Below are 16877 nucleotides of genomic sequence, written 5' to 3'. Positions count from 1 at the left end.
TGGTGCCATGCCGATCACTCCCGACACCAAGGACTGGACCTGGGTCCTCGAGCGCCCGTGCCTCGAGTGCGGTTTCGACGCCTCGCTCGTCGACGCCGACGAGGTCGCCGAGCTCATCCGCGAGAACGCCGCCGCCTGGCCCTACGTGCTCGACCGCGACGACGCGGCGGGCCGGCCCGACGACGAGACCTGGTCGCCGCTCGAGTACGCCGCGCACGTGCGCGACGTGCACCGCATCTACCGCACCCGTGTGCAGCTGATGCTCGCCGGCGACGACCCGCTCTACCCCAACTGGGACCAGGACGTCACCGCCGTGGAGGAGCGCTACGACCAGCAGGACCCCGCGACGGTCGGCCGCGAGCTGGTCGAGGCGGCCGAGCGCATCGCCGAGGTGTTCGACTCCGTCGCCGGCGCCCAGTGGCAGCGCCGAGGCCGCCGCAGCGACGGCGCGGCGTTCACGGTCGACACGATCGCCCGCTACTACCTGCACGACGTCCAGCACCACCTGCACGACGTGCAGGGCTGAGCTCAGGTGTCGATGAGCTGGGGATTGAGGAACGAGAGCGTCCGCGCGTAGGCGAGCGCCGCGGAGGCGGGGCTGACCGCGTCGCGCAGGTTGCCGTTCGCGAAATGCCGCTGCGTGTCCGGGTAGGTGTGCGCCGTGACCGGCGTCCCCGACTCCTTCAGCCGTCCGACGAACGACTCCGGGTCGTCGCCCGCGGGCCACTCGTCGCTCTGCGCGTAGTGCAGGAGGGTGGGGCACGGGACCAGCACGTGCTCCTCCGCACCGAGGGTGGCGTAGTACGCGACCACCGCGTCCACGAGCCCGGTGCCCGCGGCGAGCAGCCCGAGGCGGCCGCCGAAGCCGAAGCCGATGACGGCGCTGCGCGGCGCCCCGGCCGCGACTCCGGTGCCGACCGCCTCGGCGACGGCGGCGAGGGTGCGGTCCTGCGCGGCCATCGCGGCGAGGTCGCGCGCGTCCTCCGGGGAGAGCGTGGCCCAGCCGTCGTAGAGGTCGGGCACGAGCACGTGGTAGCCGTGCTTCGCCACGGCCTCGGCGAACGGCTCCAGCCACGGCAGGCGCCCGAACACGTCGTGCAGCACGACCACCACGGGCCGGCCGGGGTGCCCGTACTCGAGGGCGACGCCCGGCGACGGGATCTGGACGAGCTCTGTCACCCCTCCACCCTGCCCTCTGCGTCCCGCGATCCCGCGCGCTGCCGCGGATCCGCCCGGCGTGTCGCGTCGAAACGCCGCGCGGGCGCCTCACCGCTCCGCGCGGCCGTGCGGCTTCAGCGGCAGGACGACCTGCTCGCGCAAGTGCTCGTAGACGACCGAGGTGCGCACGTCGGCGACCTCGCGGCGCTGCGTCAGCTCGTCGATGACGAAGGCGTAGAGGTCCTGGTTGTCGCGGACGGCGACGTGGATGATGAAGTCCTCCGAGCCGGAGGTGACGAACACGCCGACCGTCTCGTCGAGGCCGGCGACCCAGTCGCGGAAGGCCTCGATGATCTCGCGCGACGGCGGACGGATGCGGACCGCGATCAGCGCCTGCACGCCGCGCCCGAGGGCCGCGAAGTCGAGAGTGAGCGTCGCGCCGGTGATCACGCCGCGGCGCCGGAGGCTCCTCGTGCGGTCGAGGGCGGTGGTCGGCGAGACGTGCACGGCGGCTGCGAGGTCACGGTTCGTGATCCGTGCATCCGACTGCAGGACCTGCAGGATCCGGACGTCGAGTTCGTCGAGTGCCGCTCCTGGGCCGTTCTGCTGGTCGTTCATACGGAGATCCTGCCGAAGGGGAGCCCTCCTGCCTACTGTTCGTGACGTCACTGCGCACGAACCGAGGAGCATCATGACCATCCCCGCCCCCGACGCCGTCGGCTTCCACCCCGACGAGATCGACACCGCCGCGCCCACCCGCTCGGCCCGCCTCAAGTGGGTGGTCGTCGTCGACGAGTCCCTCCCCGCCGGCCGCGCCGTGAACGCCGCGATCTGCGTGGGCGCCGCGACGGCCGCGCACGTCGCGGGGCTGCTCGGACCGAGCCCCGCCGACGCGTCCGGATCGCTGCATCCCGGTCTGCCGTGGGCCGGCTGCACGGTCCTCGCCGCCGACGCGGCGACCCTGCTCGCGATCCGCGCGAAGGCCGAGGCGCACGACGGGACGTTCGTCGCCGACATGCCCGCGTCGGCGCAGGCCACCCGGGTGTACGACGAGTACCGGGAGGCGGTGGCGGCGAGCGGTTCCGACGAGCTGCAGTACCTCGCGGTCAGCCTGGTGGGGCCGAGGAACCGGATCGACAGGATCGTCCGGCGGCTGCCGCTGCTGGGATGACGGACGCCGCTGGTCTGCCGGACGCCGCTGCGCTGACGGACGCCGCTGCAGCGCCGGAGGAGGAGCCGCTCGCGTCGGGCCGGAGGAGGAGCCGCTCGCATCGGGCCGGAGGATCGGCCGCAGACGAGGGGAGGAGGAGAGCGAGTGACGGGAATCGAACCCGCGCCATCTGCTTGGGAAGCAGAAGTTCTACCATTGAACTACACTCGCGCGGCGCCGCTCGGGCGCACCAGGACATCGTAGCAAGGCCCGGAGCCGGCCCACGCCCCGGGTTCGCACCACGCCCTAGGATCGCAGCGTGCTCCTCTCCGACCGCGACATCTCGCTCGAACTCGCCTCCGGCCGCGTGGGGCTCGCCCCGCACGATCCGTCGATGCTGCAGCCGTCGTCCGTCGATGTGCGCCTCGACCGCTTCTTCCGGCTGTTCGACAACCACCGCTACCCGTACATCGATCCGGCCGAGGACCAGCCCGAGCTGACCCGCCTGGTCGAGACGCCGCAGGGCGAGCCGTTCATCCTCCACCCGGGAGAGTTCGTGCTCGGCTCGACCTACGAGGAGGTGTCGCTGCCGGACGACATCGCGGCGCGCCTCGAGGGCAAGAGCTCGCTCGGACGGCTCGGGCTGCTGACCCACTCGACCGCCGGGTTCATCGATCCGGGCTTCACCGGCCACGTCACCCTCGAGCTCAGCAACGTCGCGACGCTCCCCATCACGCTCTGGCCGGGGATGAAGATCGGCCAGATGTGCTTCTTCCGCCTCAGCTCGCCCGCCGAGAAGCCCTACGGCTCGGCGGAGTACAGCTCGCGGTACCAGGGCCAGCGCGGTCCGACCGCGTCGCGGTCGGCGCTCAACTTCCACCGCACGGACGTCTACACCGACTGACTCCGGCGCAGGGATCAGGGCGCGGGGGTCAGCCCAGCAGGCGGGGGAGCTGCAGCACGAGCCAGGGGGAGAACGCCCAGGGGGTCGAGCGGACGGCGGCGAGCGTCGCCTCGGCGTCGACCCACTCGTAGTCCATGACCTCGTCGAGGCGCGGATCGAGGGCGTCGCGGCTCGACAGCGTCGCCGTGTAGACGGGGCAGATCTCGTTCTCGACGACGCCGGACGCGTCGACCGCGCGGTAGCGGAAGTCCGGCAGGGCGACCTCCAGCGTGGCCAGCCGGGCGCCGAGCTCGCGCTCGGCCCGGCGGACGACGGCGTCCTCGATCCGCTCGCCCGGGGCGGGGTGCCCGCAGAAGGAGTTGGTCCAGACGCCCGGCCAGGTGCGCTTCTCGAGTGCGCGGCGGGTCACCAGAAGCGCGCCGTCCGGGGAGAAGACGTGGCAGGAGAACGCGAGGTGCAGGGGAGTGGCCGTGTCGTGCACGGTCGCCTTGTCGGCGACCCCCACAGCGTTCCCGGCCTCGTCGAGGAGGACCACCTGCTCGATCCGGTCCGTCTGCACAGTGGCGGCTGGCGAAGTCATACCCGCAAGTCAAGCACGCCGCAACACATCAGCCGGCTTATCGTCCTGGTTCTCCCCTTTGTTAGCCTTCCCACGTGGATACGCGCGACCCCGTGGTTCTGTCCCGGTTGAGGCAGGAGCACGTCGATGCCGTCCTGGACAGGTTCTTCTCGTTGGCGAGGTCCCGGGCGGTGCGTCTCGGACCCCGCTACCTGACCCTCTGGCAGACGCTGGAGGCCAACACCCGCGGCGGCAAGCGCTTCCGCCCGCTGATGGTGATCTCCGCGTACGAGGCCCACGGCGGCCAGGATCCGGAGGCCGCCGCCCACCTCGGCGCGGCGTTCGAGCTGCTGCACACCGCGCTGATCGTGCATGACGACGTGATCGACCGCGACTTCGTGCGCCGCGGCGGCCCGAACGTCTCGGGCAGCTACCGCGACGAGGCGACGACCGCGGGCCTCTCCATCCCGATCGCCGAGCACCGGGGCACCTCGGTGGCCGTGATCGCCGGGGACCTCGCCCTCACCGGCGCCCACCGCCTCGTCGAGGGCGTCGGCGCCTCCGACGGCGTGCGGGCCCGCCTGCTCACCCTGCTCGACGAGGCCGTCTTCGCCTCCGCCGCGGGTGAGCTGGCCGATGTGGACTTCTCCCTCATGCCGGGCATGCCCTCGGTCGACGAGGTGCTCGAGATGGAGCGCCTCAAGACGGCCGTCTACTCGTTCGAGGCGCCGCTGCAGGCCGGAGCGATCCTCGCCGGGGCCTCGGACGCCGCGGTGGACGCCCTCGGCGAGTTCGGCCGCTGGATCGGCATCGCCTATCAGATCGTCGACGACCTGCTCGGGGTCTTCGGCTCGGAGGGGCAGACCGGCAAGACCACGCTGGGCGACCTCCGCGAGGGCAAGCGCACCGTCCTCATCGCCCACGCGGCCGGCACGGACTGCTGGCCCGACATCGAGGCGCTGATCGGCGACGAGCACCTCGCGCCCGAGACCGCGGAGAAGGTGCGCGGCATCCTCGAGGAGTGCGGCGCCCGCAGCTACGCCGAGGGGCTCGCGAACCAGTTCGCCGACCGCGCCTGGGCGGCGCTGGAGACGCCCGCGGTGTCGGAGGCCTTTCGCAACGAGGTCCGCCCGCTCGTGGCCAGCGTGGTCGGGCGCACCCGATGAGCGCTGTCCGCCACGCGCGGATGCGCGCGACGATGCGCTCCGCCCGGCCGTGCCCCCGTACGGTGGCACGATGAGCCGCCAGAGCGAACTGTACGACCGCGTCGCGCACGAGTCGTCCGCGCAGGTGATCCGCCGCTACTCCACCTCCTTCGGGCTGGCCACGCGCCTGCTCGCCCCGGGCGTCCGCGAGCGGGTGGAGGACGTCTACGCCCTCGTGCGCGTCGCCGACGAGATCGTCGACGGCGTCGCCGAGGAGGCCCGTCTCGACCGGGCCGCGGTGGAGGAGTCCCTCGACGCCTTCGAGGCAGAGACCGAGCGCGCGCTCGCCTCCGGCTACAGCTCCAACCTCGTGATCCACGCCTTCGCGCGGACCGCGCGGGCGACCGGATTCGGCACCGAGCTCACCCGGCCGTTCTTCGCGTCGATGCGCGCCGACCTCCGCGAGACCGAGCACACCCCCGAGTCCTTCGAGGCCTACGTCTACGGCTCCGCCGAGGTCGTCGGGCTGATGTGCCTGCACGTGTTCCTCGCGGCGCCGGACGCGGGGCTCGTCTCCGAGGCCGCCCGCGAGCGGCTCGTGGCCGGAGCGCGCCGCCTGGGCGCCGCGTTCCAGAAGGTCAACTTCCTCCGCGATCTCGCCGCCGACGTCGACGGCCTCGGCCGCAGCTACTTCCCCGGAGTCGACCCGCGGGCGTTCTCCGAGCGCGACAAGGCCTCGCTGCTCGCCGACCTCGACGACGACCTCGCCGAGGCCGCCGCCATCGTGCCCGAGCTCCCGCGCTCGAGCCGGCGCGCGGTCCTGCTGGCCCACTCCCTCTTCGCCGCCCTGGCCGACCGGATCCGCGCGACGCCCGCCGAGGAGCTCCTCCGCGCCCGCGTCAGCGTGCCCACGGCCGCCAAGGCGGCGCTCGCGGCGAAGGCGGCCGTGTCGACGCTCGGCCCGCGCCTGGGCCCCGGCCCCGTCCGCGCGACCCGCTCGAGGACCGGCCCGCACCGCGCCGTCGTCATCGGCGGGGGGATCGGCGGACTCGCCTCCGCCGCGCTGCTCGCGCGCGACGGCTACGACGTGACCCTCCTGGAGGCGCGCGAGGCCGTCGGCGGCCGCGCCGGCTCGTGGGAGCACGAGGGCTTCCGCTTCGACACCGGTCCCTCCTGGTACCTGATGCCCGAGGTGTTCGACCACTTCTTCCGCCTCATGGGCACCAGCGCCGAGGAGCGCCTCGACCTCGTCACGCTCGACCCCGGCTACCGGGTCTACAGCGAGGGCGTCGACGAGCCGATCGACGTGCTCGCCGACCTCGAGTCGAACCTCGCGCTCTTCGAGAGCATCGAGCCCGGAGCGGGCGAGCGGATGCGCGCGTACCTCGACTCCGCGCGCGACACCTACGAGATGGCCAAGCGCCGCTTCCTCTACACGAGCTTCTCCTCCTTCCTCCCGCTGCTGCGCCGCGACGTGCTCAGCCGGACCGGGAGGCTCGGCCGCCTGCTGCTCACGCCGCTCGACACGTTCGCGGCGACGGCGGTCACCGACAACCGGCTGCGCCAGATCCTCGGCTACCCGGCCGTCTTCCTCGGCTCCTCGCCGTTCGCCGCGCCGAGCATGTACCACCTGATGAGCCATCTCGACCTCGCCGACGGCGTGCTCTACCCGATGGGCGGATTCACGAAGCTGATCGAGGCGGTCGCCGACGTCGCCGAGGAGGCCGGCGTCACCGTCCGCACGTCCTCGCCCGCCACACGGATCCTCACCGCCCGCTCGCCCCGCGGCGGACGCCGCGGCGCCGAGGTCGTCGGAGTCGAGTTCACGGGCCCCGACGGCACGGAGCGGATCCCCGCCGACCTGGTCGTCAACGCCTCCGACCTCTTCACCACCGAGCAGTCGCTCCTCCCCGAGGAGCTGCGGACCTACCCGCCCGCCTACTGGGAGAAGCGCGAGCCCGGCCCGAGCGCCGTCCTCGTCCTCCTGGGCGTGCGCGGGGAGCTGCCCGAGCTCGAGCACCACACCCTGCTCTTCACGAAGGACTGGCGCGACAACTTCGACAAGATCTTCGGCGAGCACCCGACCGTCCCCGATCCCGCGTCGATCTACGTCTGCCGCCCGAGCGCGACCGACGCGAGCACGGCTCCGGAGGGGCACGAGAACCTGTTCGTGCTCGTGCCGATCCCCGCCGACACCTCGATCGGCCACGGCGGAGTCGACGGCGCGGGCGACGCGCGCGTCGAGGCCATCGCCGACCAGGCCATCGCGCAGATCGCGTCCTGGACCGGCGCGACCGACCTGGCCGAGCGGATCGTCGTCCGCCGCACCATCGGCCCGGCCGACTTCGAGAGCGACCTCGGCGCCTGGCGCGGCTCGATGCTCGGACCGGCCCACGTCCTCTCGCAGAGCGCCTTCTTCCGCGCCGGGAACGTCAGCCGGCACGTCGACGGCCTGCTCTTCGCCGGCAGCTCCACGATCCCCGGCATCGGCCTGCCGATGTGCATCATCAGCGCCGAGGTCATGCTCAAGCGCGTGCGCGGCGACGTGTCGACCGAGCCGCTGCCCGTGCGGGAGGCGCCGTCCGCTCCGGTCGCGCCCGTCGCCGTGGGGGAGTAGGCGTGGGGATCCTCTACCTGCTCGCGCTCCTCGTCTCGATCACCGGGATGATCGTGCTCGACCGCCGCTTCCGGCTGTTCTTCTGGGCGGACGCGCGACGCGCGGCGATCGTGCTGCCCGTGGGAGTCGCGTTCTTCCTGGTCTGGGACCTCGTGGGGATCGGCCTGGGCGTCTTCTTCCGCGGCGAGACCTCCTACATGACCGGCCTGCAGATCGCGCCGGAGCTCCCGGTCGAGGAGGTCCTCTTCCTCACCCTGCTCTGCTACCTGACGATGGACGTGCACGGCTTCCTCTCGCAGCGCGTCTCCCGGCGGGCGGAGGCGCGCGCGTGACCTACCTCCTCCTCAACGCCGTGTTCCTCGCGGTGGTGCTGGTGCTGCTGCTGCTCGCGCTGCGCCGACGCGTCCTGCGCCTGCCCGCCGTCCTCGGCACGCTCGCCGTGCTGCTGGTGATGACCGCCGTGTTCGACAACATCATGATCGGAGTGGGCCTGCTGGTCGCCTACGACGACGACCTGATCTCGGGGATCCGGATCGGTGTCGCTCCGATCGAGGACTTCGCCTACGCGATCGCCGCGGCCCTCGCCCTCCCGGCGCTCTGGGTGCTCCTGCCCTCGCGTCGTCGGAGCGAGCCGTGAACCGGCTGCGCGCGCTGTTCGTCTCGAGCCGCCCGCTGAGCTGGGTCAACACCGCCTACCCGTTCGCGGCGGCGTACCTGCTGACCACCCGCGAGATCGACCTCGCCTTCGTGCTCGGCACGATCTACTTCCTCATCCCCTACAACCTCGCGATGTACGGGATCAACGACGTCTTCGACTACGAGTCCGACCTGCGGAACCCCCGCAAGGGCGGCGTCGAGGGCGCCGTGCTCGACCGGAGCGAGCACCGCGCGACGCTGATCGCGGCGGTGGCCACGAACGTGCCGTTCCTGGTGGCGCTCGTGCTGCTCGGGTCACCGGTCTCGTGGCTGGTCCTCGCGATCAGCGTCTTCGCCGTGATCGCCTACAGTGCGCCGGGGCTCCGCTTCAAGGAGCGCCCGTTCGTCGACTCGCTGACCTCGGCGACCCACTTCGTCAGCCCGGCCGTCTACGGGATCGCCCTCGCGGGCACCGTGGTCACCGGACCTCTGGTGGCGCTGCTCGTGGCGTTCTTCCTCTGGGGGATCGCGAGCCACGCCTTCGGCGCGGTGCAGGACATCCTGGCCGACCGCGCGGGCGGCATCGGCTCGATCGCGACCGTGATCGGAGCGAAGGCGACCACGCGCTTCGCCATCGCCGCCTACGTCGCGAGCGGCCTGCTCCTGCTCCTGCTGCCCTGGCCGGGGACCCTCGCGGCGATCCTCGCGGTGCCGTACGCGATGAGCATCTGGCCGTACCGGTCGCTCGAGGACGCCGAGGCGGAGCGGGCGAATGCGGGCTGGAAGCGCTTCCTCGCGCTGAACTTCCTGACCGGCTTCCTCGTCACGCTCCTGCTGATCGTGTTCTGGATCGCCACGGTCTGATCCGCGGCCGGCGGCGCGCGGGGAGGGGCCTCGCCCGCGTCTCCCGCGGGACGGGCCTCGTCAGTCCCGGCGGGCGGGCGGAGCGAGCCGCGGCTCCGGCACGACGGGGGCGGTGGCCGGCGGACGGCGCACCGGCAGGAGCAGCACCAGCCCCACGGCGAGGACGAGGACGAGCCCGAGGATGCCCCAGTACTGCACGTTCGCCTCGCCGCTGCCCGAGACGGCCGCGGCGATCGAGACGGCGGCTGCGAAGGCGGCGGGCGCGAGGAACGAGGCCGCCCGCCCGGTGGTCGCGTAGAGGCCGAAGATCTCGCCCTCGCGTCCCTCCGGGATGAGGCGGGCGAGGTAGCTGCGGCTCGCCGACTGCGCCGGGCCGACGAACAGGCACAGCAGCAGGCCGAAGATCCAGAACACCGTGCTCCCCCCGTCGTGCAGGACGAAGACGGCGGTGCCGCAGACGACCAGGCCGATGAGCGAGGCGACGATCACGGCCTTGGGGCCGATGCGGTCGTCGAGCGCGCCGACCGAGATGGTCGCCACTCCGGCCACGACGTTCGCGGCGATGGCGAAGAGGATCACCTCGCCGGCGTCGAAGCCGAAGGTGCCCTGCGCCAGCACGCCGCCGAAGGTGAAGACCCCGGTGAGCCCGTCGCGGAACACCGCGCTGGCGATGAGGAAGGCCACGGTGCTGCGGCTCTCGCGCCAGAGGCCGGCGACCTGCGCGAAGAGCGCGCGGTAGGAGGCGATCACGCCGACGCGCTCCGCCCGGCTCGCGCGCGCCGGCGTCTCCGGCACCGCGACCAGCACAGGGAGGGCGAAGACGGCGAACCACACGCCGGCGACCAGGATCGAGACGCGCACGTCGAGGCCGTCGTCCCCCGTCACTCCGAAGAGCCCGACCTCGGGCGAGATGAAGCCGAAGTACACGATCAGCAGCAGGACGATCCCGCCGACGTAGCCCATGCCCCACCCGAAGCCGGAGACGCGGCCGATGGTCGCCCGGGTCGAGACCTGGAGGAGCATCGCGTTGTAGTTGACGCTCGCGAACTCGAAGAAGACCGTGCCGACCGCGAGCAGTCCGAGTCCCAGCCAGAGGAGGGCCGGGTCGGGGCGCACGAGGAACATCAGCAGGATGCAGAGGACGACGACGGCGGAGTGGATCCCGAGCCAGAGCCGGCGGTGCCCGCCGAGGTCGGCCCGGCGGCCGGTGATCGGCGCGATGACGGCGACGACCACGCCGGCGGCGGCGAGGGACCAGCCGAGCGCGGCCGAGACTCCGCTCGAGGTGCCGAAGAGCCCGTCGGTGGTCAGGTAGACGGTGAAGACGAAGGTGGTCACCACCGCGTTGAAGGCCGATCCGCCCCAGTCCCACAGGCCCCAGGCGAGGACGGGCCAGCGGCCGGTGCGCGTCGTCATGGGCCCACCGTAGGGGGAGGAGGTGAACGGCCGGAAGCGGCGGGACCCGTGAGTCTGAGAGTTGAGCCGATGCGACTCAACTTCTCGCCTCCGGACTTGACGCGAGACGACGGATGCGTAAACTTGAGCGTGCGGGGCTCAACTCCCGCAGAGGATTCCGCACCACCCGTCAACTGACCGGCAGCCGCCCGCGCGACGCCGATCGCGAAGGAGAACAACGCATATGTCCCGTGCCGTAGGCATCGACCTGGGAACCACCAACTCTGTCGTGGCCGTCCTCGAGGGAGGCGAGCCCACCGTCATCGCCAACGCCGAGGGCTTCCGCACCACGCCGTCCGTCGTGGCGTTCACCAAGGACGGGGAGGTGCTCGTCGGCGAGACCGCGAAGCGCCAGGCCGTCACCAACGTCGACCGCACCATCGCGTCGGTCAAGCGCCACATGGGCACCGACTGGACCTTCGGCGTGGAGGACAAGAAGTACACCCCGCAGGAGATCTCGGCCCGCATCCTGGGCAAGCTCAAGCGCGACGCGGAGCAGTACCTGGGCGACAAGGTGACCGACGCGGTCATCACCGTCCCGGCCTACTTCAACGACGCCGAGCGCCAGGCGACCAAGGACGCCGGCGAGATCGCCGGCCTCAACGTCCTGCGCATCATCAACGAGCCCACCGCGGCCGCGCTGGCCTACGGCCTCGACAAGGGCAAGGAGGACGAGCTCATCCTCGTCTTCGACCTCGGCGGCGGAACGTTCGACGTCTCCCTCCTCGAGGTGGGCAAGGACGACGACTTCTCGACCATCCAGGTCCGTGCGACCTCGGGCGACAACCGCCTCGGCGGCGACGACTGGGACCAGCGCGTCGTCGACCACCTGGTCAAGCGCTTCAAGGACTCGACCGGCGTCGACGTCTCGAAGGACAAGATCGCTCGCCAGCGCCTCAAGGAGGCCGCGGAGCAGGCGAAGAAGGAGCTCTCCTCGAGCACCTCGACCAGCATCCAGCTGCCCTACCTCTCGCTCACCGAGAACGGTCCGGCGAACCTCGACGAGACGCTCACCCGCGCCAAGTTCGAGGAGCTCACCAGCGACCTGATCGAGCGCACCCGCAAGCCCTTCACCGACGTCATCGCCGAGGCGGGCGTCAAGGTCGAGGACATCGCTCACGTGGTCCTCGTCGGCGGCTCGACCCGCATGCCGGCCGTCGCCGAGCTCGTCAAGAAGCTCACCGGGGGCAAGGAGCCCAACAAGGGCGTCAACCCGGACGAGGTCGTCGCCGTCGGCGCCGCGCTGCAGGCCGGCGTCCTCAAGGGCGAGCGCAAGGACGTCCTCCTGATCGACGTGACCCCGCTCTCGCTGGGCATCGAGACCAAGGGCGGGATCATGACGAAGCTCATCGAGCGCAACACCGCGATCCCGACCAAGAGGTCCGAGACCTTCACCACGGCCGACGACAACCAGCCGTCCGTCGCGATCCAGGTCTTCCAGGGCGAGCGCGAGTTCACCCGCGACAACAAGAACCTGGGCACGTTCGAGCTGACCGGCATCGCGCCGGCCCCGCGCGGCATCCCGCAGGTCGAGGTCACCTTCGACATCGACGCCAACGGCATCGTCCACGTGTCCGCGAAGGACAAGGGCACCGGCAAGGAGCAGTCGATGACGATCACGGGCGGCTCGTCGCTGCCCAAGGACGACATCGACCGCATGGTCCGCGAGGCCGAGGAGCACGCCGCCGAGGACAAGGCCCGCCGCGAGGCCGCCGAGATCCGCAACAACGCCGAGACCCTGGCGTACTCGATCGACAAGCTGATCAAGGACAACGAGGACAAGCTGCCCGAGGACGTCAAGTCCGAGGTGCAGGGAGACGTCGACGCGCTGAAGACCGCGCTCGCCGGCGACGACGACGCGGCCGTCAAGACCGCGTTCGACGCCCTCAACGCCTCGCAGACCAAGATCGGCCAGGCGATCTACTCCCAGGACCAGGCCGCGCAGAGCGCCCCCGCGGACGCTCCGGCCGACGGTGACAAGAAGGACGACGAGGACATCGTCGACGCCGAGGTCATCGACGAGGACGAGCCGAAGGACACGAAGTAGCCATGGCAGCCGAGAACGAGCCCCAGGACCTCCCCGAGGAGCAGCCGGTCACCGGCGGCGAGGCGGGAGCCGAGGCGGCGCAGGACGCCCAGGACCAGGAGGGCCTCATCGAGGCCGAGGGGCCCGACGTCGAGACCAGCCTCTCGGACGCCGACCTCTCGTTCCTCTCGGGACAGTCCAGCGCCGAGACGCTCGCGGCCGAGCACCTCGCCGACCTCCAGCGGGTGACCGCCGAGTACGCGAACTACCGCAAGCGAACCGAGGCCAACCGCCAGGTCGACAAGGAGCGGGCGATCGGCGACGCGGTGAAGGTCATCCTCCCCGTGCTCGACGACCTCGACCGCGCCGAGAAGCACGGCGACCTCGCCGAGGGCGGGCCCTTCACGGCCATCGCGCAGAAGCTGCGCGGCGGAGTGGAGAAGCTCGGCCTGGTGAAGACCGGCGCCGTGGGCGACCTGTTCGACCCGAACATCCACGAGGCGATCTTCCAGCAGCCCACCCCCGGCGCCGAGACCTCCACGGTCGCGGACGTCGTCGAGGCGGGCTACTACCTCGGAGGCTCGCTGCTGCGGGCCGCCAAGGTGGTCGTGGCAGTCCCCGCCGACTGACCCCGCCACCGGCACCACCACCGCGGAGGACCCCGCCCCGCTCGGCAGCACGCTGCCGGACCGGGGCGGGGTCCCTCGCCGCATTCGACACAGGAAGAGGCACATGGCCAGCCAGGATTGGTTCGACAAGGACTTCTACAAGGTCCTCGGCGTGTCCAAGGACGTCTCCGCCGCGGACCTGAAGAAGACCTACCGCAAGCTCGCCCGCCAGTTCCACCCCGACTCCAACCCGGGGGACGCGAAGGCCGAGGCGCGCTTCAAGGAGATCAGCGAGGCGTACACCGTGCTCTCGGACGCCGAGCAGCGCAAGGAGTACGACCAGATCCGCGCCATGGGCGGCGGAGCGCGCTTCACCGCGGGAGGCCAACCCGGAGGGTTCGACGACGTCTTCGGCGGCATGTTCGGCCAGGGCGGGCGCACCTCCTACAGCACCCAGCAGGGCCCGCCGCCCGGCTTCGAGGACATCCTCGGCGGCATGTTCGGCGGCGGAGGCAGCCGCTTCGGCCAGCCCAGCGGCGGCTACCGCGGTTTCGGCGGCCCGCAGAAGGGCGCCGACGTCACCGCCAGCACCACCATCGACTTCCGCACCGCGACCCGGGGTGACACCGTCCAGCTGCAGACCGGCGACGGGCGCACCCTCTCGGTGCGCATCCCGGCCGGCGTGGCCGACGACCAGAAGATCCGCGTCCGCGGCAAGGGCCGCCCCAGCCCGGACGGCGGTGATCCCGGCGACCTGGTGCTCACCGTCTCGGTCCGCAAGCATCCGGTGTTCGAGCGCGACGGGCTGAACCTGCGCGTGACGGTCCCCGTGACCTTCGTCGAGGCGGTCTTCGGCGCGACGATCGAGGTGCCGACCCTCGGCGGCGAGCCCGTCAAGCTCCGGGTCGCCGCAGGCACCCCGAGCGGCCGCGTCCTGCGCGTCAAGGGCCGCGGCGTCACGACTCCCAAGGGCACGGGCGACCTGCTCGCCGTCCTGCAGGTCGCCGTCCCGAGCCACCTGTCCGCCGCCGCCCGTGAGGCCCTCGAGGCCTACGCCGCCGCCGAGCCGGACGAGGACCCGCGCGAGGACATCCTGGAGAAGGCCCGCTACTAGCACCGGATCGGCGCGACCGGTCGGAGGAGGAGACATGGACGAGAACACGCCCGTCTTCGCGATCGCAATCGCCGCCGAGCTGGCGGGGATGCACCCGCAGACGCTCCGGCAGTACGACCGGCTCGGGCTCGTGAGCCCGACCCGCACCGCGGGCAAGTCGCGCCGCTACTCGATGCGCGACGTGGTGCAGCTGCGCGAGGTCGCCCGGCTCTCCTCCGAGGGCGTCTCGCTCGAGGGCATCGCGCGCATCCTGCAGCTCGAGAACCAGGTGCAGTCGCTCTCGCAGCGGGTGCGCGAGCTGGAGTCGGCCCTCGCCGACGAGCTCCTGAACCGGCCGGGCCGCCGCGTGTTCGCCGCCGGACTCGAGGGGGACGTGGTCACTCTGCGCCACGGCACGCGCGCGCAGCGCCGGACCGAGCTGGTCGTCTGGCGCCCCGCGCCACGATCAGAGGCCGACGACGACGCCACGCCCTGAACGAGGGGTAGCCTGACCGGGCGCCGCCCCGTCATCGCGGCGCCCGTCCCTCCGCTCGGGGCGGAGAGCAGGAGGACCGCCGTGGACCACGACAGCAGCACCCCGCGCGACGAGCGCGACGCCCGCCGGGAGCAGGCCGCCCAGGAGCAGGTGTCGAACGCTGCTCGACAGGAGCAGGCCCCGGACTCCACGCGCGCGTCCCGCAGGACGCCCGTCGTCCCCGACAACGGGTTCTCCCGCGAGTCCTACGCGATCCACGCCACCCGCAGCGACCTCCCCCTCTTCTCGGATGCGCTGAACGCCGGCCGCGACGACTCCGGCTGGCTGTCGTCGCTCTCGAACACCCTCGCCGGACCCACCGGGCCGGTCGGCTCCCCGGACTCGGCCGCCGAGACGGCGCAGGCCGCGCTCGACCGCCGCACTCGCCGTCGGAGCGACGAGTCCGACTCCTGAGCCGCGGCTCCGGCTAGTCGCGCAGGCGCGTCGCGGCCATCCGGGCGTCGACCAGGCGGCCGCCGCTGAGGCGGGCGAGGATCACGGAGCCGAACGGCAGCGCGCGCACGAGGGGCAGGCCCTCGACCCGCTCCTCGTCCGTGTAGCCGAGGAGGACGTACATCCCGACCACGGCGATCGCGGCGATCGTCGCGACCCGCGCCGGGATCTGGTCCATCGTGCCGCCTCCGCCGTCGATCGGCTCGGCGAGCGTGACGCACATGAGGAATATCGACGCGTAGACCGCCAGGTGCACGTGGGAGCGGCTCCACGGGCGCGCGAGCGCGGCGATCGGGAGGATCCAGAGGGCGTACCAGGGGTGGATGGCGGTCGACGCCGTCACGAACGCGAGCAGCGCACCGGACAGGCGGGCGAGCGGATCGATGGAGCGCCGCGACAGCATGAGGCGCGCAGCGATCAGGCCGGCGAGCCCGAGCGCGAGGATCTTGACCACGGCGATCGCCGCGGCGGGGTCGTGACCGGTGAACTCGACGGCGCGGGAGACCGAGACCGTGACGAACGACATCGGCGCGTACCAGTGCAGGATCGAGCCGGGCACGACCATCGCCGCGACCCAGCCGACCCCGACGCCCGCGAGCAGCCCGACGGCGACCACGAGGCCGAGCGCTCCGGCGCCCGTCCAGAGCCAGCCGCGGGTGCGCTCGCGCCACGTCGCGTCGTGGCGCAGCCACAGGAGCGCGAGCACGGGGAGCGCGATCACGGCGATCGGCTTGATCGCGATCGCTCCGGCCATCAGCACGACGGCGGCGATGCGCCGGTCGGTCTGGGCGTAGTAGAGCGACGCGAGGATGAGCGCCAGCATCACGGAGTCGTTGTGGCCGGCGACGACGAAGAGCACGAGGGTCAGCGGGTTGGCGACGATCGTCCAGGCGGTGAGCGGGACCGAGAGGCCGCGCAGGCGCGCCAGGCGGAGCGCGTAGACGGCCATGACGGCGACGCCGGCGACCGACACGGCGCGGAGCATCGCGATCGAGAGCTCGGGTGCGCCGTAGCCCGCGAACTGCACCGCGGTGCGCTCGATCAGGAGGTAGAGGGGCCCGTAGGGCGTGGGCGTGTCGGCCCAGAGCGGGTCGACGCCGAGGTCGAACCAGCCGGGGAGCGTCGCGACGCCGTGGGTGTAGGGGTCGATGCCCTGGGTCATCAGGCGACCCTGCGCCACGTAGGAGAACATGTCGTGGCTGAACAGCGGCACCGTCACGAGGAGCGGAGCGGTCCAGGCGAGGGCCGCCACCACGATGGTGCGGACGGAGCCGGGGCCCGCCGCGAGCGCGACCGTGCGCAGGCGGAGCCACGCGATCAGCAGCAGCATCCCGCCGCCCACGACGAGGGCGCCGCTGGACTCGGTGAGCCAGCCCGTGGCGCGGATCGAGGCGACGAGAGGCCAGTCGCGGATGGGCGAGCCGGCGGGCAGGTAGCCCACGCCGAGCGAGCCGAGGAGGATCGCGATCGAGCCCAGCAGGCCCGTCGCCAGCGGTGCAGCCTCCATGAAGCGGAGCCGCGGCCGGCGCTGCCGTCCCGTTGCCCGGGCCGTGACCGGCCGCTCGATCGTCCCCCGTGAAGCCATCGGAGCCACGCTAAAGGATGGGACTCCGAAGTGCATGGACGGCCGGTGAACGGTTGATCAGTCGGCGCTCAGGTTGTACAAGCACCCGC

The 16877-nt window shown here is 72.1% G+C and carries 18 protein-coding genes and 1 tRNA gene; 13 read left to right on the top strand and 6 right to left on the bottom strand.

Annotation, left to right across the window (positions count from 1 at the left end; translation table 11 throughout):
• Window positions 1-7: 7 nt before the first annotated feature.
• Window positions 8-526: a DinB family protein gene (locus tag C5B98_RS04110; protein ID WP_104222903.1), complete on the top strand. Its 519-nt coding sequence runs from the start codon at window positions 8-10 to the stop codon at window positions 524-526.
• A gap of 2 nt (window positions 527-528) precedes the next feature.
• Here C5B98_RS04110 and C5B98_RS04105 read toward each other — a convergent pair whose 3' ends face one another.
• Together C5B98_RS04105 and C5B98_RS04100 are read right to left on the bottom strand one after the other, a co-directional pair.
• On the bottom strand, window positions 529-1179 hold the full coding sequence (locus C5B98_RS04105) for a dienelactone hydrolase family protein (protein WP_104226129.1): 651 nt from the start codon (window positions 1177-1179) through the stop codon (window positions 529-531).
• An 87-nt stretch (window positions 1180-1266) separates the two neighbouring features.
• On the bottom strand, window positions 1267-1776 hold the full coding sequence (locus C5B98_RS04100) for an Lrp/AsnC family transcriptional regulator (protein WP_104226130.1): 510 nt from the start codon (window positions 1774-1776) through the stop codon (window positions 1267-1269).
• Between the two features lie 73 nt (window positions 1777-1849).
• Here C5B98_RS04100 and C5B98_RS04095 point away from each other — a divergent pair, with 73 nt between their 5' ends.
• Entirely contained in the window at window positions 1850-2329 is a 480-nt protein-coding gene (locus tag C5B98_RS04095; RefSeq protein ID WP_104327367.1) for a DUF2000 domain-containing protein, read from the top strand.
• 139 nt (window positions 2330-2468) lie between these two features.
• On the opposite strand, the gene C5B98_RS04090 is transcribed toward C5B98_RS04095, so the two are convergent.
• A tRNA-Gly gene (locus C5B98_RS04090) sits at window positions 2469-2539 on the bottom strand.
• Window positions 2540-2627: 88 nt separating this feature from the next.
• Here C5B98_RS04090 and dcd point away from each other — a divergent pair.
• Window positions 2628-3212, top strand: a complete 585-nt coding sequence (gene dcd, locus C5B98_RS04085) for a dCTP deaminase (protein ID WP_104222898.1) — start codon at window positions 2628-2630, stop codon at window positions 3210-3212.
• A 28-nt stretch (window positions 3213-3240) separates the two neighbouring features.
• Here dcd and idi read toward each other — a convergent pair whose 3' ends face one another.
• On the bottom strand, window positions 3241-3792 hold the full coding sequence (gene idi / locus C5B98_RS04080) for an isopentenyl-diphosphate Delta-isomerase (protein ID WP_104222897.1): 552 nt from the start codon (window positions 3790-3792) through the stop codon (window positions 3241-3243).
• Window positions 3793-3962: 170 nt separating this feature from the next.
• Between idi and C5B98_RS04075 the strand changes: the two genes are divergently transcribed.
• From C5B98_RS04075 to C5B98_RS04055, 5 genes are all read left to right on the top strand, one after another.
• Window positions 3963-4937, top strand: a complete 975-nt coding sequence (locus C5B98_RS04075; protein WP_244229492.1) for a polyprenyl synthetase family protein — start codon at window positions 3963-3965, stop codon at window positions 4935-4937.
• A gap of 70 nt (window positions 4938-5007) precedes the next feature.
• Window positions 5008-7533 (top strand): phytoene desaturase family protein, encoded by a 2526-nt coding sequence (crtI, locus tag C5B98_RS04070; RefSeq protein WP_104327383.1) that lies wholly within the window; start codon window positions 5008-5010, stop codon window positions 7531-7533.
• 2 nt (window positions 7534-7535) lie between these two features.
• Window positions 7536-7865 (top strand): lycopene cyclase domain-containing protein, encoded by a 330-nt coding sequence (locus C5B98_RS04065; RefSeq protein WP_104255346.1) that lies wholly within the window; start codon window positions 7536-7538, stop codon window positions 7863-7865.
• Window positions 7862-8170, top strand: a complete 309-nt coding sequence (locus tag C5B98_RS04060) for a lycopene cyclase domain-containing protein (RefSeq protein ID WP_104222893.1) — start codon at window positions 7862-7864, stop codon at window positions 8168-8170. Before C5B98_RS04065 ends, C5B98_RS04060 begins: the two co-directional genes overlap by 4 nt.
• Window positions 8167-9033, top strand: a complete 867-nt coding sequence (locus C5B98_RS04055) for a prenyltransferase (protein WP_104315059.1) — start codon at window positions 8167-8169, stop codon at window positions 9031-9033. The genes C5B98_RS04060 and C5B98_RS04055 overlap by 4 nt, the downstream gene beginning before the upstream one ends.
• A gap of 60 nt (window positions 9034-9093) precedes the next feature.
• On the opposite strand, the gene C5B98_RS04050 is transcribed toward C5B98_RS04055, so the two are convergent.
• Complete coding sequence (locus C5B98_RS04050) at window positions 9094-10449, bottom strand: MFS transporter (protein ID WP_104222891.1); 1356 nt, start codon at window positions 10447-10449, stop codon at window positions 9094-9096.
• A gap of 223 nt (window positions 10450-10672) precedes the next feature.
• Between C5B98_RS04050 and dnaK the strand changes: the two genes are divergently transcribed.
• The 5 genes from dnaK to C5B98_RS04025 all read left to right on the top strand — a co-directional run bounded on the left by dnaK (window position 10673) and on the right by C5B98_RS04025 (window position 15164).
• Window positions 10673-12535: a molecular chaperone DnaK gene (dnaK, locus tag C5B98_RS04045; protein WP_104222890.1), complete on the top strand. Its 1863-nt coding sequence runs from the start codon at window positions 10673-10675 to the stop codon at window positions 12533-12535.
• Window positions 12536-12537: 2 nt separating this feature from the next.
• Window positions 12538-13143: a nucleotide exchange factor GrpE gene (locus tag C5B98_RS04040; protein WP_104237617.1), complete on the top strand. Its 606-nt coding sequence runs from the start codon at window positions 12538-12540 to the stop codon at window positions 13141-13143.
• Window positions 13144-13246: 103 nt separating this feature from the next.
• Window positions 13247-14236 (top strand): DnaJ C-terminal domain-containing protein, encoded by a 990-nt coding sequence (locus tag C5B98_RS04035; protein ID WP_104222888.1) that lies wholly within the window; start codon window positions 13247-13249, stop codon window positions 14234-14236.
• 34 nt (window positions 14237-14270) lie between these two features.
• Entirely contained in the window at window positions 14271-14711 is a 441-nt protein-coding gene (locus C5B98_RS04030; protein WP_104327366.1) for a heat shock protein transcriptional repressor HspR, read from the top strand.
• An 81-nt stretch (window positions 14712-14792) separates the two neighbouring features.
• Window positions 14793-15164 carry a hypothetical protein gene (locus tag C5B98_RS04025; protein ID WP_104327365.1) on the top strand — a complete coding sequence of 124 codons (372 nt, stop codon included), beginning with the start codon at window positions 14793-14795 and terminating at the stop codon, window positions 15162-15164.
• Window positions 15165-15177: 13 nt separating this feature from the next.
• On the opposite strand, the gene mptB is transcribed toward C5B98_RS04025, so the two are convergent.
• Window positions 15178-16788: a polyprenol phosphomannose-dependent alpha 1,6 mannosyltransferase MptB gene (mptB, locus tag C5B98_RS04020; protein ID WP_146076887.1), complete on the bottom strand. Its 1611-nt coding sequence runs from the start codon at window positions 16786-16788 to the stop codon at window positions 15178-15180.
• Window positions 16789-16877 lie beyond the last annotated feature (89 nt).

Source organism: Rathayibacter sp. AY1A5 (assembly GCF_002930875.1).
Taxonomy (GTDB): Bacteria; Actinomycetota; Actinomycetes; order Actinomycetales; family Microbacteriaceae; genus Rathayibacter.
The sequence above is the reverse complement of the archived record's forward strand: the minus strand, read 5'-3'. Positions and strand labels throughout refer to the sequence as shown.

What these genes read in the sequence shown, in the direction of transcription:
- C5B98_RS04040 (WP_104237617.1), top strand. Translation starts at nt 12,538, where the DNA reads ATGGCAGCCGAGAACGAGCCCCAGGACCTCCCCGAGGAGCAGCCGGTC.
- C5B98_RS04035 (WP_104222888.1), top strand. Translation starts at nt 13,247, where the DNA reads ATGGCCAGCCAGGATTGGTTCGACAAGGACTTCTACAAGGTCCTCGGC.
- C5B98_RS04110 (WP_104222903.1), top strand. Translation starts at nt 8, where the DNA reads ATGCCGATCACTCCCGACACCAAGGACTGGACCTGGGTCCTCGAGCGC.
- idi (WP_104222897.1), bottom strand. Translation starts at nt 3,792, where the DNA reads ATGACTTCGCCAGCCGCCACTGTGCAGACGGACCGGATCGAGCAGGTG.
- C5B98_RS04030 (WP_104327366.1), top strand. Translation starts at nt 14,271, where the DNA reads ATGGACGAGAACACGCCCGTCTTCGCGATCGCAATCGCCGCCGAGCTG.
- C5B98_RS04095 (WP_104327367.1), top strand. Translation starts at nt 1,850, where the DNA reads ATGACCATCCCCGCCCCCGACGCCGTCGGCTTCCACCCCGACGAGATC.
- dnaK (WP_104222890.1), top strand. Translation starts at nt 10,673, where the DNA reads ATGTCCCGTGCCGTAGGCATCGACCTGGGAACCACCAACTCTGTCGTG.
- mptB (WP_146076887.1), bottom strand. Translation starts at nt 16,788, where the DNA reads ATGGCTTCACGGGGGACGATCGAGCGGCCGGTCACGGCCCGGGCAACG.
- C5B98_RS04050 (WP_104222891.1), bottom strand. Translation starts at nt 10,449, where the DNA reads ATGACGACGCGCACCGGCCGCTGGCCCGTCCTCGCCTGGGGCCTGTGG.
- C5B98_RS04100 (WP_104226130.1), bottom strand. Translation starts at nt 1,776, where the DNA reads ATGAACGACCAGCAGAACGGCCCAGGAGCGGCACTCGACGAACTCGAC.
- crtI (WP_104327383.1), top strand. Translation starts at nt 5,008, where the DNA reads ATGAGCCGCCAGAGCGAACTGTACGACCGCGTCGCGCACGAGTCGTCC.